Here is a 17179-nt window from a genome sequence, read left to right as displayed (position 1 = left end):
GGGACGCGGCGTCCGGGCAAGATCAAGCGCGGGTCCTGAGAGGGACCTTCGCCCGTGATGCCGCGTTGATCCGGCCGGGGCCGCTGGGGCCCCGGACCCCAGGAGACGTCGCGCGATGCGGAGAACCGGCATGAACCCCTTCCAGCCCTGGCAGTCCGCCTTCGCCTTCTGGTCGATGATGGCCGAGGCGCAGACGGTGATCGCCCTGCGCACCCTGGGCATGGTGGGCGTCCTGCCCGCCTCGCCGCGCGAGAACCATACCATGTTCGCGGAGAAGGGCCCGGCCTTCGTGGAGGCCGCGATCGCGGCGGGCGCGGCGGCGATGGCGGGCAAGAGCCCCGACCAGATCGCCCATGCCGCCATCAAGCCCATCGCCCGGCGCACCGGGGCCAACGTCAAGCGCCTGACCAAGCCCCGGACGTGATCTTGACCTGACCGTCCCGCTCGCCGTTCCCTGTGGCAGGAAGCCCGCGCATCCCGCGCCGGGCCCGACCTGCGGAGGTTCGCCATGCGTCTTGCCGTCCAGCGCAGCCCCTTCTGCCGAGAGGGATCGTGATGGGCACAGTTCCGCTGCTCTCCGACGATGCGGCCAGCCCGGAGGCGCGGGCGGTCTTCGACGACATCCGGGCCAGGCGGCAGACCGACTACGTCAACAACTTCTGGCGGGCGCTGGCGCACGACCCGGAGCAGCTTCGGTCGGTGTGGGAACGGGCGCAGGGCGTGATGGCGCCGGGGGCCCTCGATCCGCTGGTGAAGGAGCTGGTCTATGTGGCGGTGTCCACGGCGAACGGCTGCGCCTACTGCGTCCACTCGCACACGGCGGCGGCCCGGGCCAAGGGGATGACGCCGGCGATGCACGCGGAGCTCCTCGCCGTGATCGCCATGGCGATGCAGACCAACGCGCTCGCGACCGCGCTGGGGGTGGAGGTGGACGAGCGGTTCCGGGCGTGACGGTGCCGGTCCCGGCGGGATGGCGCCGAAGGAGGGCCGTGCCCGATCAACTGCCTGCGAGCCGCATCGGGGCCCCGGATCGACGCCCGGATCGGCCCGAAAACCGCGTCGCACTTTTCGGATTGCGCTTTAGGATCGGACGCGATCGGTCCCGAGGTTCCTGATGATGCGCGCTGCCTTGCTTTCCTTTTTGCTGCTGGCCGGTCCGGCCTTCGGGCAGGCCGCCTGCCCGGTCTCGGGCGACCTGCCCCGTGGAATCCGGGTCGACTACGACGACGGCACCACCGAGGTGTTCCGGGCCACGGGCGCGCCGGGAGTCGTCGCGGTGCTCGGCACCTTCGGCGATGGGACGGGCTACCGGCTGGAGCTGGGGCAGGGGCTGCACCTCCTCTCCTACACCCCGGTCTCGGCGGATGGTGGGGTCGATGCGGAGGCCCGGGTCGATTACGACTACGGACGGACGGCGGAGGAGCTTCCGGTCGTCGAGGCGGAGAAGCGCTTCGACACGCCGGTCCGGGTGACCGACCAGTTCGGGCTCCACGACCAGGCGCAGTCGCAGGCCTATGGCGCGGAGGAGGTGCTGGCGATCGGGACCTGCTCCTATCGCGCGGTGCCGGTGATGATCGCCTACGACACCTCCAACGACTACGTCGAGGCGCTGCGGTTCCTGCCGGAGCTGGGGATCGCCCTCCTCAACTGGCAGGAGAGCACGGATCAGGCGCGCCGCGTGATCGAGCCGGTGGCGATCCGGCCGGGCAAGTGAGCGCGCGGGGGCGGCCATGATCGTGCTGTCGGCCGTGCTGTCGGCGGGCCTCCTCCTGGCGGCGGCGGTTCACCTCCTCTGGGCGCTGGGCATCTGGTGGCCGCTGCGCGAGGAGCGGGCGCTGGTGCGGGCGGTGGTGGGCGTCGCGGGGGCCGAGCGGATGCCGGGCCCGATTCCCTGCGGGCTGGTGGCGGGGGCCTGCCTTCTCGCGGCCTCGCTGCCCTGGTGGCCGGGGGGAGGGGCGCGTCAGGCCGTGCTGCTCGTGGGGGCGGGCGCGTTCCTGCTGCGCGGGGCGATGCCCTGGATGCGGTCCTGGCGCCGGGTGGCGCCGCAGGAACCCTTCGCGCGGCTCGACCGGGCGATCTACGGGCCGCTCTGCGTCGCGGTCGCGGCCGGGTTCCTGGTCCTGGCGCTGGAGGGGGGCTGATTCACCACTCGGCCGAGGCCAGGGGATCGTTCGGGTCGGGCGCGGCCTGCTCGGCGGGCGCTTCGGCCGCGGCGATCCCATGGGCCTGGGCGAAGGCGTCGGAGCGGAGGTACTCGAGCGCGAGGGCGGCGCCGGTCTCGGTCCCGGCGTCGAAGCCCTGGCCCTCCTCGGAGGCGAGGAAGGCGTCGAGGGCGACCTGCGTGGGCCGGTCCCAGCTCCCCTCGGCGGGGCCGTCGAGGAGGCCGGCGCCCTGAAGGCGCGCCTGCACCTCGGCCCGCTGGTCGCGGGGGAGGGCCATGAAGGCCCAGGCGGTGGGTCGGTCGAAGGAGGCGGCCGCGTCGGAAGAGGCGAGGTCGGCCCCGTCGATGGCCGCATCGAGCTGGTCGGCGGAGGGAGGCGTCCCGGCGGTCGCGACCTCCTCCTCGGCGGCGGTCGGGGCCTCCTCATGGAGGAGCGGGCCGAGGTCGGAGGGCAGGGGCGCCTGAGCGGCGAGGGGGAGGTCGGGTTCGGTCGGCTGGGCGGGGGCGGCCTGGTCGCTTCGTGGGGCGGATTCGGCGGAGTCGTCCGGGATGAGGGCGTCCTCGACTGGCGCTGCCTCCTCGCGGGCGACGGGGGAGGGAATGTCCTCGGGCAAGAGGGGCTCGGCGGCGGCGACCTGCTCCTGCGGCGCAGCCTGCTCGGAGGCCAGGTCCTCGCCGGCCTCTCGGGCGGCGAGGCGGGTCGTGCCGGCGGCGCGGCGCTCGAAGACGCGCATGGAGACCCGGAGCCGCTGGGCGATGCAGGATTCGTCGGCGCCGCAGGCCTGCCGACGCTCCAGGAACCGGTCGGCGAGGCGGCGGGCCTGGCGCTCGCCCACGGCCTCCACGAGGCCGAGGTAGGACCGGTACATCCGCCGTTCGAGGCGCGACAGGCGTGGGCTCGCGCAGATGGCCCGCTCGGTCGCGGTCTCGGCGTAGCGGCAGTCGAAGGACGGGCCCTCCTGCGCATGGCCCTGGATCGGCCAGAGCGCGATGGCGAGGACGGGAAGCAACGAGGCGGACGCGCGCGGCATGGGGCACCCTCTTTCCCCGTCAACGCGGGGGTGCCGAGCCTGTTCCGGCGGGGGCCGAACGGCTAGAGGCCCTCCGGGGGCGGAGGGCCTGTGTGCGCTCCCGGCATGGCGGGGGTCAGAGGCTGAGGCTGCCCTCGATCTTGCGGACCTGCATCCGGGCCATGCCGAGGTTCGCCGCCTTCTTGTCGAGCGCGACGTAGAGGAACACCCCCGGCGCCTTCTCCAGCGGACGGATGAAGTGAAGCTGCTTGCCGAGCGTGATGAGGATGTCCTCGATCCCGTCGTTCAGGCCGAGGGTCTGGATCGCGTCGAGCTTGGCCTTGACGACCTGGGTGTTCAGCGCGGCCGCGGCCTCGAGGTCGAGCTTGCCGCCGCCCTCGGAGGCGAGCATCAGGCCGGATTCGCTGTCCACGAGGCAGGCGCCGATGAAGCCGGCGATCTCGCTCGTCGCCGCGATGTTGGTTGACATGGGGTCGGTCCTTTCGGTCGGGGTGGTTGGGGACCTGGGAGGGAGGTCCCCTGGAGAGGAGGCCCCGCGCGCGCGGAGGGAGGGCCGCGCGCCCGGAGGGTGTCAGAGCTTCAGGCCGCTTTCGATCTTGTTCACCTGCATCCGGGCCATGCCGAGGTTGGCGCCCTTCTTGTCGAGGCAGACGTAGAGGAAGATCTGCGGCGACGCCTCGAGCGGGCGGATGAAGTGGAGCTGGCTGGTCATGGTGATGAGGATGTCCTCGACATGGTCGTCGAGCTGGAGCGCCTCGATCACCTGATGCTCGGCGCGCACCACCTGGGTGTTGAGCGCGGCGGCAGCCTCAAGGTCGATCGATTCGCCCCCCTCGGCGGCGAGCATGAGGCCCGAGTCGCTGTCCACCAGGCAGGCGCCCACGAAACCCGAGATGTCGGCGGCGCCCGAGATGTCGGTCGAGGAGCCGGTCGGCGGAGGCGCGAAGGCGGCGAGCTCGGGCTCCCACGAGGGCGGGGCGACGACCGGCTCGGCGCGCGGGGGCAGGGAGGGCGCGACATGGTCGCTGGCGGGGCCCGGGGCGGGCATGTCGGTGACCGCCGGCCGCGCGGGCGCCGCCTTGGGGCGGTCCGACAGCACGTCCACGGGCGTCGTCCACAGGACGCCGCCGGGCGGGCCGAAGCCGCCCTGGTCCTCCTCGATGCCGGCCGGTGCTTGGTCCTTGGCTCCTGGCAGGACCGCGCCGAACTTTCGGAACAGATTTATCGCCAACTTCCCCCTCCCTCAGCGGGCGCGCCGGTCAGGCGGCCCGGGTCTGTCCGATTATCGTTGCCGCTTCCGGTCCAATCCCATCGGATAGTCCATCTTCGCGCGACAATTCGCAGAGAAGTTGGTCAATCATGGCGAGGATCGGGCTATTCGATGGAATTTCGGAGTTGCGGGCGACGATGTCGCGCCAGATCCGAACCGCCCTCGGCAGGATCTCGGCGGGGGCCTCCGGCTCGGGCGCCGGGACGGCCACGGCGGCGAGCACCGCGTCGATGGAGGCGGCCTCCTCCGACGGGCTCGCGGGCTCGGGCGCGGGGCTCTCCTCCGCGGGCGCCGGCGCGGCCCAGGCGCGGTCGAGCACCAGCGGCGTGTCGTCCTCGTCCGACCAGGGCTCGGTCCAGGCGGGCTGGGCGGGAGGACGGACGGGGTCGGGCAGCCGCAGGACGGGGGCAGGCTCGGCGGGGGCCTCATCGCGCAGGTTCATCCAGCCCGCGCGCATGGCGGCAAGCGGGTCGGCAGGCTCCTCGGACAGGGGACGGTCGCTGCGGCGGACCTCGGGCACCTCGACGCGCCGGGGCCGGATGAAGTCGAAGGCGTCGGCCGAGGGCGCCGGGGCGGGGGTCGGCAGGACCACGACGGGCGCGGGCTCGGCCAGGGGCGGCGTGGGCAGGGGCGGCGTGGGCAGGGTCACGACGCGGGGCGCGGCGGGACCGGTGGACTGGTAGCGGTCCAGGAGGTCGAGCCGCGCGGCGCGCACGGCGTCGAGGCCGGAGGCGATCCGCTCCTCGAGGTCGGCGCCGCCGCTCTCGTGCCACAGGTTCGGGTCGTTCGATTCGGTCAGGGCGGCGAGGCCGCGCACCGCGTCGGGGGTGGAGAGGAACACGAGGCCGCCGAAGAGGCCGAAGGATTCGCGGGACAGGCGGCGCTTGACCTTCTCGCGGTCGCCAGGCCCGAGCTTGTCGGAGCGCGTGACCACCATGACGCTGTTGGCGCGCAGGCGCTCGGGCAGCGAGGTCCAGGTGGAGCGCTCGGTCTCGCGCCAGGCCTGTGTCGCGGAGGTGCACCAGAGCACGAAGTTCGCGTGCCCCACGGCGAAGCGCCAGGAATCCTCCTCGAGGTTGGGGTCGGAGATGCCGGGCGTATCGACGATGTCGCAACGTTCGAGCATCGGCGAGGGCGTCGTGACGCGCACGTAGCGCGCCGACATCGGCACGCTCTGGAAGCTGCCGAAGTCGAGCGGGTGCTCGCCGCCGTCCTTGCCCACCCACCAGGCGCGGGGCTCGCCGTGGCTGAACCAGACGGGCGGCAGCTCGGTCGCGGTGACCTTGGTCGGCAGCAGCGCCTCGCCGATCAGGAGGTTCAGCAGCGTGGACTTGCCCGAGCTGAACTCGCCCATCAGGGCGATCCGGGGCCGCGCGCGGGCGGAGGTCGAGAGACGGTCGAGCTGCTCGTCGGTGACGAGGCGAGGCTGGTCGGTCCTGGGCATGGGGGCTTCTCCTCCTCCCGGGGTCAGGCGCTGGCCGCGAGGTCGGGGCCGAGGTTCAGGGCGGCGGCGGCGGCATCGAGCTGCCGGCGGAGCGCCGAGTGCCGGTCGGCGCCCGTCGCGGCGCGCAGGTTGTCCCCGGTGACGCGGCCGGCCTTGGCGATGCCGGTCAGGGTCTGCGCGTGCTCGTCCAGGAACTCCTGCAGGGTGCGGCGCAGGGCGGCGTCCACGGCGGCCACCTGCTGCTCCTCGATCTCGGCCACGATGGTGCCGGTCTCGTTGGAGATGAGCGTCCGGTATTCGCCCGCGAAGGCCTGGGCGCCCCGGCGGAGCTTGATCCAGCGCTTCCACCAGCCGCCCTGGAGGTCCACGACGATGGTCTTGCCGATCGCCACGGGGGCCGGGATCTGCGGCACCAGCGGCGGCTCGAGGCGGAGGCCCTGGCCGGGCTCGCCCAGGAGGTCGTGGTAGACGGCGCCCGTCTCCTCGGCCGCACGGGCCAGGAGGCGCTGGGCCACCGCCCGGATCGAGCGCGCGAAGCCCATGTAGGCCGCGCGGAGCTGGACCCGGAGGCGCATGGGGTCGCATTCCCACTGGCCTTCGATGCCATAGACCTCGATGTGGCGGATCATGGCGGCGACCGTGGTCTCGACGAACTGCTCGCTCGCGGCGGTGAGGCGGCCGCGCAGCTCCGAAAGGATCTCGGTGGTCTCGCGCCGCAGCTCGGCCTGGAGGTCCTGGGTCATGGCCCGGATGCGGGCCTGGACCTGCGCCTCGGTCAGGTGGACGCGGTCGGTGCCGCCCACGGGGCCGCCCTCGCCGAGGATGCCGGCGTAGGACTGCGTGACCACGTTCTTGAGGTCGCGCCGGACCTTCTGCATGAGCCGCTGGGGCGAGCCCTCGGCCACGCGGTCGCCGATGGCGCGGATCAGGGCGGGCATCCCGGAGAGGTGCCAGATCGAGACGCAGGGATCGGGGTTGTCGCGCGGCACGTCGGCCACGCGGGCCCAGTCGAGGAGCGCGGCCTGCCCGGCCTCCGGCAGCTCGCCGGGCTTGCCGGTGAGCGCGGCCTCGGCCCACTTGGCCGAGCCGAAGAGGATGTCGCGGACGCTGCCGATGCCGTGCTTCTGGAGCGTGGCGTCGAGCGAGGCGCGGATCTCCTCCACCTGCTCGGCCGGGCGTTCGAGCTCGTCGATGCGGTTGACGAAGATGATGAGCTGACGGCGGTCCAGCGTGGAGAGGAGCCGGATCAGCGCGAGGTCCACGGTGTTGAGCGCCTGCGCGGCCGAAAGGACCATGACGCAGAGCTCGGAGTTCCGGACGCAGCGGAGCGTGATCTGCTCGCGCATCAGGAAGGGGTCGTTCACCCCGGGCGTGTCCTGGAGCGAGAAGGGGAAGGGGAACTGCGGCAGGGTCAGGTAGATGTCGGCCGCGCGGGTGAGGTCGGCGAAGCGGCCCTGCTTGGAGAACTCGGTCTCGATGGCGTCGGGGTCGCCCATGCAGACGTAGCGCTCGATCAGCGCGGTGTCGGCGCGGTCGTAGTTGTGGGTCTGGCCGAGGAGGAGCTCGAAGTTCTTGCCGAGCCGTTCCTGCGACTTGCGGCGCACGTCGATGAGCTGCTGCTCGATGCGCTCCATCTCGTCGCCGGCGCCGGCGCGCTTGGCCATCTCGCCCAGGCGGCCGCCGCCGCGCATCAGGCGGTCCCATTCGTCGCGCTCGAAGAACTGGAAGGACGCCTTGATGTTGCCCCGGGGGGCGGGCTTGTTGACGTGGACGGTCGTGACGACCGAGGTCCAGGGGTTCACGTCGGAGGGCAGGAAGCCCGGCGTCCCCGTCAGCACGTTGATGACCGAGGTCTTGCCGGCCTTGACCTGGCCGATCACCGTGATGGTGGCGGCGTGGGCGGCGAGCTCGCCCTCCAGGGCGCGGAGCTTGTCGCGCGAGCGGTCGTCGGCGGCCGACAGCAGGCCGGAGATCACCTCGGCGAGAGAGGCCTTCTCCTCCTTGAGGGCGCCGAGGCGTTCCGTCCCGATGGTCAGGAGCGTGTCGTGGGGCCCTTGGGACCAGGAGGTCGCGTCGGCAGGCCGCCCGGCTTGGAACGCGTTCGTGGCAGCGAGGTCGTTCATGGGGTGGAGCTTTCTGCTGGGGACTGGGCCGTGATGGGAGACGATGCGGCGACGGCCCGGGGGTCCGGGGCAGCCTTTCGCGCCCCCGATCGGAGGCGGCGAACCCGCGCGAGGGGCGGGCCCGCGACGTCGGCGAGACCTGGGGGCCTGGGCCTGGTGTCCGGCACGTGTCGTCTCCTCGTTTGTGCCCTCATCCCGCGACGGGCGGCAGGGCGGAAGGGCCCGCGCGCCAGCCAGGTGTCGGACGGCAAGCGGGTGCGACCAAAATGCGCGAGAACCTTGCAAGGCGTTTGTCGTGAATCGTGTTTTTTTGAGGCGGAGAGGTCAATCTGCCGCCGGATTTGGGGATTTTGCGTGATCCCGGAACGATCCACCGGGAAGGCGGGGCCGCAGACTCCGTGCGCGGAGCGCCTGCGGGATGGAGCGAGGCCGGACCGATTCTGCCGCCGTATCAGGGCGTCAGGGGCCTATCGGTCTCCGGCTTCCCGCCGCCCGTGGCAAGATCCCGGCCTCGGCGCAAGGCCCTGCGTGGCCGTGGGACGGTTCCGCGCCCGGAGCGGGGCCTGGGTCGGGTCATGGCCGTGCTTGCCGGCACCGTGGCGCCCCGGAACACCGGGTTCGGCAGCCCGTCGGCGAACCCGAGCGGTGCGTTCGGCGTCACGACGCTCGCCGTCGGGGACGACGGCTTCACCTACGTGGCGGCCTGCGCGGGGAATGGCGCCAGCGGCCCCCGTTGCGCGTCGGTCGGCGATTCGATCTTGAGTATGGTGGAGCCGCGGGGGATCGAACCCCGGACCTCGTCATTGCGAACGACGCGCTCTCCCAACTGAGCTACGACCCCACGGCGGCGTATTTGGACCGGGCGGGAGGCGGTGTCAAGCGGCCCCGGCCGGGTCCTTCAGGTCCTCGGGCGTCAGGCGGAAGGCCTTGCCGAAGCCGCCGTTGAGGAAGGCGGAGCGGACCCGCAGGCGCAGCAGGAGGAAGTCGGCGAAGTCGTAGTACAGGGCCGACTTGGGGTGCCGGGCGAGCCAGGAGGTCCGCTGGGCGGCCTTGTCCGCGGGCCCGGCCGCCGCGAGCAGCGTCAGGCGCGGATGGGTGAGGGGGTCGCCCTTGGGGCCGGGCTCGCCCAGGAGGAGCGAACAGGCGGGGTCGGCCTGCAGCGCCCGGGTGTGCAGCGCGAGGGTCGAGACGAGCGCGAGCGCCGCCTCGCCGTCCCAGCCGACGGCGATGCGGGTGACGAAGGGGCCCCGCGTCTCGGGGTCGAGGACGCCGAGGGCGCCGTGGCGGGCCTCGGCGAGGAGGCGGCGGGCGAGGGCACGGGCCTCGTCGTCGGTGGGGCGGATGGGGTCGGGCCGTTCCATGGCGGCAGGGTGCCCGGAGGCCGGGCGGGGCGCAAGGCGTGCGGGAGGCGCGGCGACGAAGGGCTAGCGGCTTCGCAGCCGCCAGAGGGCCAGGGCGGTCGCGGGGATCTCGCGCAGGCCCTGGCGGAGGGTGGTGGGCAGGTGCCCTCCCCGGAGCGGCGGCGAGGCGCTGGTGGCGCGGAGGCCGAGGCGGCCGGCGATCAGGCGCGCGCGGGGGGCATGGGTGGCGTCGGTCACGATGACGGCCTCGGTCGCGCCCAGGCCGGCCAGGATCGGCAGCGCGAGGCGAATGTTCTCGTGGGTGTTGCGGGATCGGTCCTCGAGGTGGATGGCCCCGGGAGGCACGCCCTCGGACAGGAGGAGCCGGCGCATCGCCTCGGCCTCGCTGGGCGGGTGGGTGCCCAGGCCGCCGCAGGGGATCAGGGCCGCGACCTCGCCCCGACGCCAGAGCGCGACGGCGTGGAGCGTCCGGCGGCGGAGCGTCGGCGAAGGCGCGCCGTCCGGCCAGACGGCGGCGCCGAGGATCAGGGCGACCTTCATGGCGCCGCAGCGTAAGGCGCGCGGACCCGGGTTGCGAGGGGGCGGCGCGCTTCCCATGTGGAGCGGAGCCAGCAAGGAGGACAGGCCATGAAGTGCCCCGTGGACGGCGCGACGCTCGTGATGACCGAGCGGTCGGGCGTGGAGATCGACTATTGCCCGCAATGCCGGGGCGTGTGGCTGGATCGGGGGGAGCTCGACAAGATCATCGAGAAGGCGACCCCGGCCGTGGCGCTGCAGGAGCCTCCGCGCGAGGCGCGGCGGGAGGAGCATCGGGAGCCCCGGCGGGACGAGTATCGGAGCGAGCGCCGCGACGACCATCGCCGTGGCGACGATGACGACCATTATCGCAAGAAGAAGCGGAAGAGCCTTCTGGGCGACATCTTCGATTTCTGAGGCGCCGCTGGCCGACCCCGGCCCGCCACGCTAGCTTGCCCGCCGGGCCATGGGCGCCCGTTTGCGAGAGAGGTTCGACCATGACCCCGATGACCCCGGAGAACGTGGCGGAGGCCAAGGCCAAGGTGCCGGCGATCACGCCCGAGGAGGCGAGCCGGCTGGCCGACGTCGTCTTCCTCGACGTGCGTGAGCCTTCGGAGGTCGAGGCCTCCGGCAAGGTCGCGGGGGCGCTGAACATCCCGCGCGGGATGCTGGACGTGCAGGCCGATCCGTCGAGCCCGCGGCGCGAGGCGGCGCTCGACCCGACGAAGACGGTCGTGACCTATTGCGGGGTGGGCGGTCGCGCGGCGCTCGCGGCGGCGCGGCTGAAGGAGCTGGGCTTCGCGGATGTCCGACACATGGGCGGCTTCAAGGACTGGGCCGAGAAGGGCCTGCCGGTGGAGCGGGGCTGAGGCGCGGGGCCGGCGTGTCATGCCGGATGGATTGCGCGTCCGCGCGGCGTGGCCCGGACGGCGCGGGTCCTTGTCCTGCTCGGGGCCCGGTGGGGGAGCTCGGCGGGCGTCGGTCCATGCGGCGCGGCTTCATTCCCCGGAGCCTCGTCGGGGCGGCCTGGGGCCGTCGGATGCGGGAGCCATGATGATCCAAGCCCCTCCTGGCCGCGCCCGATGATGGCCGGGCCACGCCTCCTCTGGACGGCCTTCGGCTGGGTGGCGCTGGCGCTCGGGGCGATCGGCGTCCTCCTGCCGGTGATGCCGACCACGCCCTTCATCCTGCTCGCGGCCTTCGCCTTCGGGAAGGGGTCGCCCGCCATGAGGCGCAGGCTGGAGCGGAGCCGGCACTTCGGCCCTGCGATCCGCGACTGGGAGGAGAGGGGCGCGATCCAGCCCCGGCACAAGGCGCTGGCCTGCGCCCTGATGGGCTGCTCGCTGGTCGGGGCGGTCGTCCTGGCCCTTCCGACGGGCGTCGTCGCGGTGCAGGCGCTCACGATGGGCGGGGCGGCGCTCTACATCCTGACCCGGCCTTCGGGCTGAGGGGTCAGCCGGCCCGGATCAGGTCGGTCACCCGGCGGACGCCCTCCTCGACGAGGCGCTCGTCGCCCTTGGCCTCGACGTTGAGGCGCAGGAGCGGCTCGGTGTTCGAACTGCGGAGATTGAACCGCCAGGCGCCGAAGGACAGGCTGGTGCCGTCGGTGTCGTCGCGGGACTCCGCCAGGGGCGCCAGCTCCGCCACGATGCGGGCGACGGTGGCCCTGGCGTCCTCCACGCGGAAGTTGATCTCGCCGGAGGAGGGGAAGGCCTGGCGGCGGGACTCCCACAGGTCGGAGAGGGGGGCGTCGCGGCGGCTCATGAGGGCCGCCACGAGGAGCCAGGGGATCATGCCGCTGTCGCAGGAGGCGAAGTCGCGGAAGTAGTGGTGGGCCGACATCTCGCCGCCATAGACGGCGCCGGTGTCGCGGAGCGCCTGCTTGAGGAAGGCATGGCCGGTGCGGGCCTGCACGGCGCGGCCCCCGGCCCGGGCGACGATGTCCTGGGTGTTCCAGACGACGCGCGGGTCGTGGACGACCGTCGCGCCGGGCTCCTGCGCGAGGAAGGCTTCGGCGAGGAGGCCCACGACGTATTCCCCGGGGATGAAGCGGCCCCTCTCGTCGAAGAGGAAGCAGCGATCGAAGTCGCCGTCCCAGGCGATGCCCATGTCGGCGCCGGCGTCGAGGACGGCCCGGGCCGTGACGGGCTGGTTCTCCGGGAGAAGGGGGTTCGGGATGCCATGCGGGAAGCTCCCGTCGGGCTCGTGGTGCATCCGGACGAAGCGGAGGGGAGCGCCCCTGGCCTCGAGAGCCTCGGCCAGAGCGTCGAAGGTCGGCCCGGCGGCCCCGTTGCCGGCGTTGACGAGGATCGTGAGGGGGCGAAGCGCGGCCGGGTCGATGAAGGACAGGACGCGCGCGACATAGGCTTCGCGCGCGCCGGCGGCCTCGTGGCGGGTGCCGCCGGGGCGCGGGGGGGCGAAGGCGGCGGATTCGGCGAGGACCTTGATCGCCGAGAGGCCGGTGTCGGCGCCGATGGGGGCGGAGCCGGCGCGGACCATCTTGAGGCCATTGTACTCGATGGGGTTGTGCGAGGCGGTGACCTCGATCCCGCCATCGGCGCCGAAATGGGTGGTGGCCCAGTACATCTCCTCGGTGCCGCAGAGGCCGAGGTCGAGGACCTCGACGCCGGCCTCCACGAGTCCCTCGGCCACGGCATCCATGAGGGGGCCCGAGGTGGGGCGGATATCGCGGCCCAGCACCACGCGGCGGGCGTCCAGCACCTCGGCGAAGGCGCGGCCGATGCGGCGGGCGATGCCGTCGTCGAGCTCGGGCCCGAGGCGGCCGCGGATGTCGTAGGCCTTGAAGCAGGTGAGAGAGGTCATGGTCGCGGCACCGGGCTGGGGTCTCGAGCCCCGGTCCATGGGCGGAGGCCGAGGAAGTTGCAAGGGCCTGCGGCTTGCCCGGGGCGATGGGGCTGGGCTAGGGACCAGAGGGGCATCCGGTGGGGGCGGGGAGGATGAGGCGACTTCTGGAACGGCTGTCGCGGCGGAGCGCGGCGCCCGCCGGGTTCGACGCGCCCCTGGCGCCCGACCGGCCCCTGGCCGTGATCGGCGACGTGCACGGTCGGGACGCCCTCCTGGCCCGGCTCCTCGGACGGATCGCGGAGCGGGCGCCCGAGGCCCAGATCGTTCTGGTGGGCGACATGATCGACCGGGGCGAGGAGAGCGCGGCGGTGCTGCGGCGCGTCTCGGGGCGCGCGGACCTCGTCGGCCTGCGCGGGAACCATGAGGCGATGTGCCTGGAGTTCCTCGACGACCCCGAGGCCTACGGCCCGCGCTGGCTGTTCAACGGCGGGCTGCAGACGCTCGCGAGCTTCGGGATCGGCGGGGTGTCGGAGCGCTCGCGGGGAGAGGGCCTGCGGGCCGCGCGGGATCGGCTCCGGGAAGCGATGGGCGAGGAGCTGATCGCCTGGTTGCGCGCGCGGCCGCTCTGGTGGCGCAGCGGCAACGTCGTGGTGGCCCATGCGGGGGCGGACCCCGCGCGACCGCTGGAGGAGCAGGAGGAGCAGGCGCTGCTCTGGGGGCATCCGAGGTTCGGCGAGGTGCCGCGGACGGACGGGCTCTGGGTGGTGCACGGGCATACGATCCTGCCCCGTCCGATCGTCGAGGGCGGCCGGATCGGGGTGGACACCGGGGCCTATGCGACCGGGCGGCTCACGGCGGCGCTGATCGGGGCGGGCGGGGTCGAGTTCCTCTCGACCTGAGGCGGGCATGAAGGCGGTTCGCCTTCCGCGCTTGGACGAGCGTCGGGTCTGGGTGCGCGCCGGGAGGCTGGCGGCTCAGAGGCTGGACCGCGCGACGAGGTGGGGCTCGATCAGGAGGTGGCGGGGCTCGGAGCGGCCGCCGATGCGGCCGAGAAGGGCCTCGGCCGCCTGCCGGCCGATCTCGCGACCCTGCTGGTCGATGCTGGCGAGGTCCACGAGCGGGAAGCCCGCCATGGGGCTGTTGTCGTAGCCCACGAGCGCGAGGTCCTCGGGGACGCGGACCCCGGCCCGTGCCGCGAGGCCCCGCAGCGGGATCGCGTCGAGGTCGCTCCAGACGACGGCGGCCCGGGGGCGGTCAGGACGCCGGAGGAAGGCCGCGAGCTCGGCCTCGCGCCCGTCGGGCGGGGCGACGAGGTCGAAGACCCTGGGCGGGAGACCGGCCGCCGCCATGGCGTCGCCGTATCCCTTCTCGCGCTCGGTCGCGACATTGGCGCGGCGCCCCTGGCTCGAACGCTGGGCCAGGAAGCCGACGTCCCGGTGCCCGCGGGCGAGCAGACCCTCGGTCGCGAGCGCCGCCCCGCGCCGGTCGTCGCTGTTCACCGTGTCGTAGGGCGTGTCGCCGGGCTCATGGTAGGCGACGAGGACGGTGGGGACCCGGCGGGCGTAGCGGCTCACCACCTCGGCGGGGAGGAGGGGGGCCACGAGGATCAGGCCCGCCATGCCGTGGTCGATCATCGATTCGACGAGCTCGGTCTCCAGATGCGTCTGGGCGCGCCCGACGCCGATCATCGCGCGGTAATGGGAGGGGGCGAGGACGTCCTGCACGCCGTCGATGACGAAGGGCAGGAAGGGGTTGCCGATCTCCACCAGCAGCACGCCGACCGTGGTGCTGCGGCCCCGGAGGCCCTGGGCGGCCTTCGAGGGGCGGTAGCCCAGCTTCTCGATGGAGGCGGTGACGCGGGCGCGCAGGGCATCGCTGACGCCGTAGGCGTTGCGCAGGACCTTTGACACGGCGGCCACCGACACGCCCGCGTCGGCCGCGACGGTGCGAATCGTGGCGCGTGGCGCGGGGGGCGTGTCCTTCGGCGACAAGCTGCGACTCCGGGCGGGGGCTCGCCGCAAGCCTCCGCAGATTTCAGTTGCAAGGGCAAGCGAATTGTAGAACGATCCACGTAGAACGATACACAAACTCTGGCCTGCCCCGGAGGAGAGGGGCGGCGAGAGGGAGGGAGGACCGATGAAGGACTTGGCCGTGCAGCCTTTGGCGCGCAGGGATGCCCACGCCTGGACGGCGTCGATGATCGCGCCGCTCTCGGATGGGGGGCAGGGGACGCCGGCTTCCTTCGTCGCGAGGGACTTCACGCTGGAGAAAGTGCCCGAGGGGGCGCGGTTGGTGATCTCGGCGCAGGGGCTCTACCGCGCCTTCCTGAACGGGCGGCGCGTGGGCGAGGACCTTCTGACGCCGGGCTGGACGAGCTACGACGACCGGATCGCGTATCAGGGCTACCCGGTGTCGGACCTGCTCCGTCCCGGCGCGAACCGGCTGGAGATCTGGCTGGGCGACGGCTGGTGGCGGTCGCAGCTCATGTGGGCCTCGGCGCCGATCTTCAACTGCTACGGCGACCGGATCGGCGCCATCGCGGAGATCGGGGCGGGCGGCGACGTGCTCCTGCGGACCGACGAGTCCTGGCGCAGCGGCCTGTTGCCGATCCGCAGGAACGGCATCTACTGGGGCGAGAGCGTGGACGCCCGCGTGACGCCCGAGGAGACGCATGGGGTCGAGGTGCTGGGCTTCGACACGGGCCTGCTGGTCCCGCACGAGGCGCCGCCGGTGCGGGAGCTGGCGCCCCTGGCGCCCGTGGACCAGTGGCAGGACGGCGAGGCCGTGGTCTACGACTTCGGCCAGAACGCGGGCGGCCATGTCCGCTTCACCGCCGAGGGCGAGGCGGGGGCGACGGTGCTCGTGGAGCATTCGGAGCAGCTCGGGCCCAACAAGCAGTGGGACAACCGCAACTACCGCAGCGCCCGGGCGGCGGTGGACTACGCGCTGAAGGGCGGGGCGGCCGAGACCTATGCGCCCATGTTCACCTTCATGGGCTACCGCTATGCGCGCGTGACGGTCGCGGGGAGCGCCCGCGTGACCCGGATCGAGAGCGTGCCGATCTCCTCGGTGCCCGAGCGGCGCGGGTTCTTCGAATCCGGGCACCCGCTCGTGAACCGGCTGGTGCTCAACACGGTCTGGTCGCAGCAGGCGAACTTCATCGAGGTGCCGACCGACTGCCCGCAGCGGGATGAGCGGCTGGGCTGGACGGGCGACGCGCAGGTCTTCGCGGGAACCGCCTGCTGGCTCGCGGACAGCCACGCCTTCCTTCGCAAGTACCTGCGGGACGTGATGGCCGACCAGCGGCCGGACGGGGCGGTGCCGCACTTCTCGCCGGACCCGACGCGGCTCCATCCCGTGCCGGGGCGGGGCGACTGGGCGGGCTCGACCGGCTGGGGCGACGCCATCGTGGTCATCCCCTGGCAGCTCTACCTGCACTACGGGGACACCGATGTGCTGCGCGAGTGCTGGGCCGCGATGCTGAAGTGGCTCGACTACCTGTGGAGCATCTCGGACGGGCCGATCATCACGCCCAACCCGGTCTGGGGCGGGAAGGGCTTCACCTTCGGCGACTGGCTCCAGCCGCAGGCGCAGCCGGGGCAGGTGGACAACCAGAAGGCCGCGACCACCATCGGGGACGACGCGGCGGCGACGATCTACCACTTCATTTCCACGACCCTCGTGGCCCGCATCGCGGACCTGCTGGGCAAGGGGGAGGAGGCCGCGCGGCTCCGGGCGCGGGCACGGGAGATCCGGGATGCCTTCGCCCGCGAGTTCATCACGCCCTCGGGCCGGATCGCCTATGGCGACCAGACCTCCTACGCGCTCTCGCTCCTCCACGACCTCGTGCCCGAGGAGCACCGGGAGGCCGCCGCGCGCCAGTTCCGGCGCGTGGTGGAGGAGACCGACGGGCGCATCGGCACGGGCTTCATCGGGACGCCGGCGCTGCTGCCGGCGCTGTCCAGGCTCGGGATGCACGACCTCGCCGCGAAGATGCTGCTGAACGAGCGCATTCCGGGGTGGCTGTATCAGGTGAAGATGGGCGCCACGACGATCTGGGAACGGTGGGACGCCCTGCTGCCGGACGGGACCCTCTTCAATCCCGGCATGAACAGCTACAACCACTACGCCTATGGGGCGGTGTGCCAGTGGCTGTTCGAGGGAGTCGCGGGGCTGCGGCGGAGCGAGGAGGGGCCGGGCTTCGCGCGGCTGGAACTCGATCCCGTTATCATCCCGGAGCTCTCGCCCGTTCGCGTCTCACACCAGAGCCCGAAGGGCGAGGTTGCGGCGGAGTGGCGGCTGGATGGCGATCGCGTGACCTACCGGGTGACGCTGCCCGAGGGCTGCACGGGCCGCTTCGTGCCGGGGGCCTGGCAGGACGTGAGCCTCGACGGAGCGGCGCAGGCGGAGGCCTTCGAGGTCGGCCCCGGCGCGCACGAGATCGCTTTCACCATCACGTGAGATCAAC

Annotated in this window: 18 protein-coding genes and 1 tRNA gene; 9 read left to right on the top strand and 10 right to left on the bottom strand. The window is 72.9% G+C overall.

The window, feature by feature from the left end:
* The first annotated feature begins 130 nt into the window (after positions 1 to 130).
* The 4 genes from RUMESO_RS15380 (at position 131) to RUMESO_RS15365 (ending at position 2141) form a co-directional block, all read left to right on the top strand.
* Positions 131 to 424, top strand: coding sequence for a hypothetical protein (locus tag RUMESO_RS15380; RefSeq protein ID WP_037281425.1), 294 nt, complete (start codon positions 131 to 133; stop codon positions 422 to 424).
* A 131-nt stretch (positions 425 to 555) separates the two neighbouring features.
* Positions 556 to 951 carry a carboxymuconolactone decarboxylase family protein gene (locus RUMESO_RS15375; protein ID WP_037281424.1) on the top strand — a complete coding sequence of 132 codons (396 nt, stop codon included), beginning with the start codon at positions 556 to 558 and terminating at the stop codon, positions 949 to 951.
* Positions 952 to 1129: 178 nt separating this feature from the next.
* Positions 1130 to 1714 carry a hypothetical protein gene (locus RUMESO_RS15370; RefSeq protein ID WP_156362964.1) on the top strand — a complete coding sequence of 195 codons (585 nt, stop codon included), beginning with the start codon at positions 1130 to 1132 and terminating at the stop codon, positions 1712 to 1714.
* Between the two features lie 16 nt (positions 1715 to 1730).
* Complete coding sequence (locus RUMESO_RS15365; protein ID WP_037281422.1) at positions 1731 to 2141, top strand: DUF3995 domain-containing protein; 411 nt, start codon at positions 1731 to 1733, stop codon at positions 2139 to 2141.
* A 1-nt stretch (position 2142) separates the two neighbouring features.
* Here RUMESO_RS15365 and RUMESO_RS15360 read toward each other — a convergent pair whose 3' ends face one another.
* The 8 genes from RUMESO_RS15360 to RUMESO_RS15325 form a co-directional block, all read right to left on the bottom strand.
* Positions 2143 to 3192: a lysozyme inhibitor LprI family protein gene (locus tag RUMESO_RS15360; RefSeq protein WP_051521377.1), complete on the bottom strand. Its 1050-nt coding sequence runs from the start codon at positions 3190 to 3192 to the stop codon at positions 2143 to 2145.
* Positions 3193 to 3307: 115 nt separating this feature from the next.
* Positions 3308 to 3661, bottom strand: a complete 354-nt coding sequence (locus RUMESO_RS15355) for a hypothetical protein (protein ID WP_037281421.1) — start codon at positions 3659 to 3661, stop codon at positions 3308 to 3310.
* A 102-nt stretch (positions 3662 to 3763) separates the two neighbouring features.
* On the bottom strand, positions 3764 to 4423 hold the full coding sequence (locus RUMESO_RS26440; RefSeq protein ID WP_211262898.1) for a roadblock/LC7 domain-containing protein: 660 nt from the start codon (positions 4421 to 4423) through the stop codon (positions 3764 to 3766).
* A 28-nt stretch (positions 4424 to 4451) separates the two neighbouring features.
* Entirely contained in the window at positions 4452 to 5906 is a 1455-nt protein-coding gene (locus RUMESO_RS15345) for a dynamin family protein (protein ID WP_051521376.1), read from the bottom strand.
* Positions 5907 to 5929: 23 nt separating this feature from the next.
* Positions 5930 to 8029, bottom strand: coding sequence for a dynamin family protein (locus RUMESO_RS15340; RefSeq protein WP_051521375.1), 2100 nt, complete (start codon positions 8027 to 8029; stop codon positions 5930 to 5932).
* A gap of 765 nt (positions 8030 to 8794) precedes the next feature.
* A tRNA-Ala gene (locus tag RUMESO_RS15335) sits at positions 8795 to 8870 on the bottom strand.
* A gap of 34 nt (positions 8871 to 8904) precedes the next feature.
* Complete coding sequence (locus RUMESO_RS15330) at positions 8905 to 9390, bottom strand: pyridoxamine 5'-phosphate oxidase (RefSeq protein ID WP_037281420.1); 486 nt, start codon at positions 9388 to 9390, stop codon at positions 8905 to 8907.
* Positions 9391 to 9453: 63 nt separating this feature from the next.
* The gene (locus tag RUMESO_RS15325; protein WP_037281419.1) at positions 9454 to 9930 is read right to left on the bottom strand and encodes a YdcF family protein; all 477 of its coding nucleotides are present in this window, start codon (positions 9928 to 9930) and stop codon (positions 9454 to 9456) included.
* An 87-nt stretch (positions 9931 to 10017) separates the two neighbouring features.
* Between RUMESO_RS15325 and RUMESO_RS15320 the strand changes: the two genes are divergently transcribed.
* From RUMESO_RS15320 to RUMESO_RS15310, 3 genes are all read left to right on the top strand, one after another.
* Complete coding sequence (locus RUMESO_RS15320; protein WP_037281418.1) at positions 10018 to 10323, top strand: TFIIB-type zinc ribbon-containing protein; 306 nt, start codon at positions 10018 to 10020, stop codon at positions 10321 to 10323.
* A gap of 80 nt (positions 10324 to 10403) precedes the next feature.
* Positions 10404 to 10775 carry a rhodanese-like domain-containing protein gene (locus RUMESO_RS15315; protein WP_037281417.1) on the top strand — a complete coding sequence of 124 codons (372 nt, stop codon included), beginning with the start codon at positions 10404 to 10406 and terminating at the stop codon, positions 10773 to 10775.
* A gap of 213 nt (positions 10776 to 10988) precedes the next feature.
* The gene (locus RUMESO_RS15310) at positions 10989 to 11354 is read left to right on the top strand and encodes a YbaN family protein (protein ID WP_037281416.1); all 366 of its coding nucleotides are present in this window, start codon (positions 10989 to 10991) and stop codon (positions 11352 to 11354) included.
* Between the two features lie 4 nt (positions 11355 to 11358).
* On the opposite strand, the gene RUMESO_RS15305 is transcribed toward RUMESO_RS15310, so the two are convergent.
* Positions 11359 to 12729: a phosphohexomutase domain-containing protein gene (locus RUMESO_RS15305; protein ID WP_037281415.1), complete on the bottom strand. Its 1371-nt coding sequence runs from the start codon at positions 12727 to 12729 to the stop codon at positions 11359 to 11361.
* 134 nt (positions 12730 to 12863) lie between these two features.
* Between RUMESO_RS15305 and RUMESO_RS15300 the strand changes: the two genes are divergently transcribed.
* Positions 12864 to 13610, top strand: a complete 747-nt coding sequence (locus tag RUMESO_RS15300) for a metallophosphoesterase (RefSeq protein WP_051521374.1) — start codon at positions 12864 to 12866, stop codon at positions 13608 to 13610.
* Positions 13611 to 13685: 75 nt separating this feature from the next.
* Here the strand turns inward: RUMESO_RS15300 and RUMESO_RS15295 are convergent, their stop codons facing one another.
* Positions 13686 to 14702 carry a LacI family DNA-binding transcriptional regulator gene (locus RUMESO_RS15295; protein WP_037281414.1) on the bottom strand — a complete coding sequence of 339 codons (1017 nt, stop codon included), beginning with the start codon at positions 14700 to 14702 and terminating at the stop codon, positions 13686 to 13688.
* Between the two features lie 145 nt (positions 14703 to 14847).
* Between RUMESO_RS15295 and RUMESO_RS15290 the strand changes: the two genes are divergently transcribed.
* Complete coding sequence (locus RUMESO_RS15290) at positions 14848 to 17172, top strand: family 78 glycoside hydrolase catalytic domain (RefSeq protein WP_051521373.1); 2325 nt, start codon at positions 14848 to 14850, stop codon at positions 17170 to 17172.
* The last annotated feature ends 7 nt before the right edge of the window (positions 17173 to 17179 follow it).

The organism is Rubellimicrobium mesophilum DSM 19309 (assembly GCF_000600335.2).
In the GTDB taxonomy this organism is placed as follows: domain Bacteria; phylum Pseudomonadota; class Alphaproteobacteria; order Rhodobacterales; family Rhodobacteraceae; genus Rubellimicrobium; species Rubellimicrobium mesophilum.
The sequence above is the reverse complement of the archived record's forward strand: the minus strand, read 5'-3'. Positions and strand labels throughout refer to the sequence as shown.

What these genes read in the sequence shown, in the direction of transcription:
- RUMESO_RS15380 (WP_037281425.1), top strand. Translation starts at nt 131, where the DNA reads ATGAACCCCTTCCAGCCCTGGCAGTCCGCCTTCGCCTTCTGGTCGATG.
- RUMESO_RS15375 (WP_037281424.1), top strand. Translation starts at nt 556, where the DNA reads ATGGGCACAGTTCCGCTGCTCTCCGACGATGCGGCCAGCCCGGAGGCG.
- RUMESO_RS15365 (WP_037281422.1), top strand. Translation starts at nt 1,731, where the DNA reads ATGATCGTGCTGTCGGCCGTGCTGTCGGCGGGCCTCCTCCTGGCGGCG.
- RUMESO_RS15360 (WP_051521377.1), bottom strand. Translation starts at nt 3,192, where the DNA reads ATGCCGCGCGCGTCCGCCTCGTTGCTTCCCGTCCTCGCCATCGCGCTC.
- RUMESO_RS15355 (WP_037281421.1), bottom strand. Translation starts at nt 3,661, where the DNA reads ATGTCAACCAACATCGCGGCGACGAGCGAGATCGCCGGCTTCATCGGC.
- RUMESO_RS15345 (WP_051521376.1), bottom strand. Translation starts at nt 5,906, where the DNA reads ATGCCCAGGACCGACCAGCCTCGCCTCGTCACCGACGAGCAGCTCGAC.
- RUMESO_RS15340 (WP_051521375.1), bottom strand. Translation starts at nt 8,029, where the DNA reads ATGAACGACCTCGCTGCCACGAACGCGTTCCAAGCCGGGCGGCCTGCC.
- RUMESO_RS15330 (WP_037281420.1), bottom strand. Translation starts at nt 9,390, where the DNA reads ATGGAACGGCCCGACCCCATCCGCCCCACCGACGACGAGGCCCGTGCC.
- RUMESO_RS15325 (WP_037281419.1), bottom strand. Translation starts at nt 9,930, where the DNA reads ATGAAGGTCGCCCTGATCCTCGGCGCCGCCGTCTGGCCGGACGGCGCG.
- RUMESO_RS15320 (WP_037281418.1), top strand. Translation starts at nt 10,018, where the DNA reads ATGAAGTGCCCCGTGGACGGCGCGACGCTCGTGATGACCGAGCGGTCG.
- RUMESO_RS15315 (WP_037281417.1), top strand. Translation starts at nt 10,404, where the DNA reads ATGACCCCGATGACCCCGGAGAACGTGGCGGAGGCCAAGGCCAAGGTG.
- RUMESO_RS15310 (WP_037281416.1), top strand. Translation starts at nt 10,989, where the DNA reads ATGATGGCCGGGCCACGCCTCCTCTGGACGGCCTTCGGCTGGGTGGCG.
- RUMESO_RS15305 (WP_037281415.1), bottom strand. Translation starts at nt 12,729, where the DNA reads ATGACCTCTCTCACCTGCTTCAAGGCCTACGACATCCGCGGCCGCCTC.
- RUMESO_RS15300 (WP_051521374.1), top strand. Translation starts at nt 12,864, where the DNA reads ATGAGGCGACTTCTGGAACGGCTGTCGCGGCGGAGCGCGGCGCCCGCC.
- RUMESO_RS15290 (WP_051521373.1), top strand. Translation starts at nt 14,848, where the DNA reads ATGAAGGACTTGGCCGTGCAGCCTTTGGCGCGCAGGGATGCCCACGCC.